3 protein-coding genes and 1 pseudogene are annotated in these 2,778 nt (G+C 66.1%); 1 reads left to right on the plus strand and 3 read right to left on the minus strand.

Features of this window, described 5'->3' with window-relative positions; genetic code table 11:
* Together ACR2JI_RS14490 and ychF are read right to left on the minus strand one after the other, a co-directional pair.
* Positions 1 to 201: hypothetical protein (locus tag ACR2JI_RS14490; RefSeq protein WP_526391132.1), on the minus strand; the 201-nt coding region annotated here is incomplete at its 3' end.
* Positions 198 to 1,277 (minus strand): redox-regulated ATPase YchF, encoded by a 1,080-nt coding sequence (gene ychF, locus ACR2JI_RS14495; protein WP_526391134.1) that lies wholly within the window; start codon positions 1,275 to 1,277, stop codon positions 198 to 200. The genes ACR2JI_RS14490 and ychF, both read right to left, overlap by 4 nt.
* A 79-nt stretch (positions 1,278 to 1,356) precedes the next feature.
* On the opposite strand from ychF, the gene ACR2JI_RS14500 reads away from it, so the two are divergent.
* Positions 1,357 to 2,370 carry a DUF6542 domain-containing protein gene (locus tag ACR2JI_RS14500; protein ID WP_526391136.1) on the plus strand — a complete coding sequence of 338 codons (1,014 nt, stop codon included), beginning with the start codon at positions 1,357 to 1,359 and terminating at the stop codon, positions 2,368 to 2,370.
* Here ACR2JI_RS14500 and ACR2JI_RS14505 read toward each other — a convergent pair.
* Positions 2,367 to 2,778 (minus strand): annotated as a pseudogene (locus ACR2JI_RS14505) (4-hydroxy-3-methylbut-2-enyl diphosphate reductase); the annotation flags it as partial. The gene ACR2JI_RS14500 and the pseudogene ACR2JI_RS14505 overlap by 4 nt on opposite strands.

The following is a 2,778-nucleotide window of genomic DNA, read 5'->3' on the forward strand; positions in this document are numbered from 1 at the left end:
AGGCTGGATGAGGAATGTGACCGTCTCCGCCGGGGCGTAGCCGTCGCTGCTCTCGGTGATCGTCGCCTGGACGAACGAGAAGGCATCACCGCCGTTGTGGCCGCTCTCAAGTTCCCAGGCCCAGCGCTCATCATCGGTCGCACCGACCGTGATGCTCTGGGCGTCGATGTAGATGTAGTTCACCAACAGGTGTCTGTTCACACGTTGAACCGGAACTCCACCACGTCTCCGTCGTGCATGACGTATTCCTTACCCTCGATACGCACCTTGCCGGCGGCCTTGGCCGCCGCCATCGAACCGGCTTCGGCAAGATCGGTGAACGAGACCACCTCCGCCTTGATGAAGCCCTTCTCAAAGTCGGTGTGGATCACCCCGGCCGCCTTGGGCGCGGTGTCGCCCTGATGAATCGTCCAGGCGCGCGACTCTTTCGGGCCGGCGGTGAGATAGGTCTGCAGCTTCAGGGTGTGAAAACCCGCGCGGGCCAACGAATCCAGACCGCGTTCGGTCTGCCCGATCGACTCCAGCAGCTCGGCGGCCGACTCATCGTCGAGCTCCTGGAGTTCTGATTCGATTTTGGCATCGAGGAACACCGCGTCCGCTGGGGCGACCATCTCGCGCAACTCGGCGATCTTGGCGTCATCGGCGAGCACCGACTCATCGGCGTTGAAGACGTACAGAAAAGGCTTGGTGGTCAACAGATTCAGCTCGCGCAGCAGCGCACTGTCCACTTTCGAGCCTGCGGCGAACAAAGTCGTCCCGGAATCGAGCACCGCCTGGGCAGCCAGCGCGGCCTCATGCACGGGTTTGCGATCCTTATTGTTACGGGCTTCCTTTTCCAGCCGCGGGACCGCCTTCTCCAGGGTCTGCATATCGGCGAGGATCAGCTCGGTCTCAATCACCTCGATATCCGAACGGGGGTCCACCTTGCCGTCGACGTGGACGACATCGTCGTCGGCGAAGACACGGACCACCTGACAGATCGCGTCGCACTCCCGGATGTTCGCCAGGAATTTGTTACCCAGCCCGGCACCCTCCGATGCGCCCTTAACGATGCCGGCGATATCGACGAAGGTCACCGGCGCCGGCAGGATGCGCTCAGAGCCGAAGATCTCGGCCAGCCTGTCCAGCCGGGGATCAGGCATCGGGACGATGCCCTCGTTGGGTTCGATGGTGGCGAACGGATAGTTGGCCGCCAGCACGTTATTGCGGGTCAGCGCATTGAATAAGGTCGATTTTCCGACGTTGGGCAGACCGACGATTCCCAGGCTGAGGCTCACAGGGAGAAGAGTCTAGGAGCAGGCACGCCGCGAGCCGCGCTGGCAGCCTGTCCGCAGGGTGAGCCGGTACGGTCTAGGGGTGCCAGCTCAGCGGACCAGAACGGTGGTCGTCGCAGATCAGCGTTCCGCACACCCCGGAATCGCGGGGGTGCCGCCGTGGGCTGCGGTCCTGATCGCGGTGACCGCGACGCTGGCCGGTTTCGCCGTCGAGGCAGGCTCCGGTCATCAGGATCTCGGCTTCCTCTTCGCCGCCTGCTACGCCCTCGGCTGCATCGCGGCGGTGCTCGCGGTGCGGCAGAGTGGCATCTTCACCGCGGTGATCCAGCCGCCGCTGCTGCTGTTCGTCGCCGTCCCGCTGGCCTACTTCCTATTCCACGGATCAAGCTTCGCGGGCCTGAAAGACGTGCTGATCACGTGCGGCTATCCACTGATCGAACGCTTCCCGCTGATGCTGTTCACCTCGGCAGCCGTATTGCTGATCGGAATGGCGCGCTGGTACTTGGCCATGGGCGCAGACAGCTCCGTCGCCGAGCACGCTGCTCCCGCCGCGGCCCGGCCGAGCCGGTTCGCCGGATTGGCGACGCGGTTCGCATCCCTGACCCGGCCCGCCACCGGCGACGAACCGCGGCACGGCGTTCGCCGTTCCACGGCCGCCAAGGCTTCCCGTTCGTCAGCCCGCCCGCGACCGCCGCGAGCCGAGCGCCCGGAGCCGCCGCGGTCCCGCAACCCTCGCCCAGCGCGGGATACCGAATACCGGGATGTCAGATACGACGAAGCCGGATACGGCGTGCCACCGCGCCCGCGGCGTCAGCCCGCCCGGGGCACCGCCGATCCCCGCGAACGGCCCCGCAGGCCGCGTGAGGGCGAACGTCGCACTCCCCCACCGCAACGCCGGGAGCCGCGCGATCGGACCCGCGACAGCCGCTTTGAAGCGCAACCGGATCGCGGTTATGAGCCGTATCGGGATCGGTATGACTACCCGTCGGAACCGCCGCGCCGGAGACGGGACAACGGGAGCAGCACCCACCACCCGGTGTCCCGGGTGCGCTACCGCGGTTCGGCAGACGACCCAGAAGGCCGTCCGCGCCGCTAGCGACGCGGCGGGCGGATCTCGCGGGGCAGTGCGAAGACCGTCGTCTCATTGGCGGTAGTAACCGTTTGCACTGTGCTGTAACCGAATCCGGCCAGCCGCTCAAGGACACCGCGCACCAGAATCTCCGGCACTGAGGCGCCAGACGTCACACCGACGGTGCTGACACCGTCGAGCCACGCCGGATCGAGGTCGTCGGCGTAGTCGACAAGATGGGCCGTCTTGGCACCGGCACCCAGTGCCACCTCCACCAGTCGGACCGAATTCGACGAGTTGCGTGAGCCGACGACGACCACCAGATCGCATTCCGGAGCCAACGCCTTGACCGCACCCTGCCGGTTCTGGGTCGCGTAGCAGATGTCATCGCTGGGCGGATCCTGCAAGGTGGGGAACCGCTGCCGTAGCCGCTGC

This window comes from Mycobacterium sp., from assembly GCF_051006775.1.
Classification (GTDB): domain Bacteria; phylum Actinomycetota; class Actinomycetes; order Mycobacteriales; family Mycobacteriaceae; genus Mycobacterium.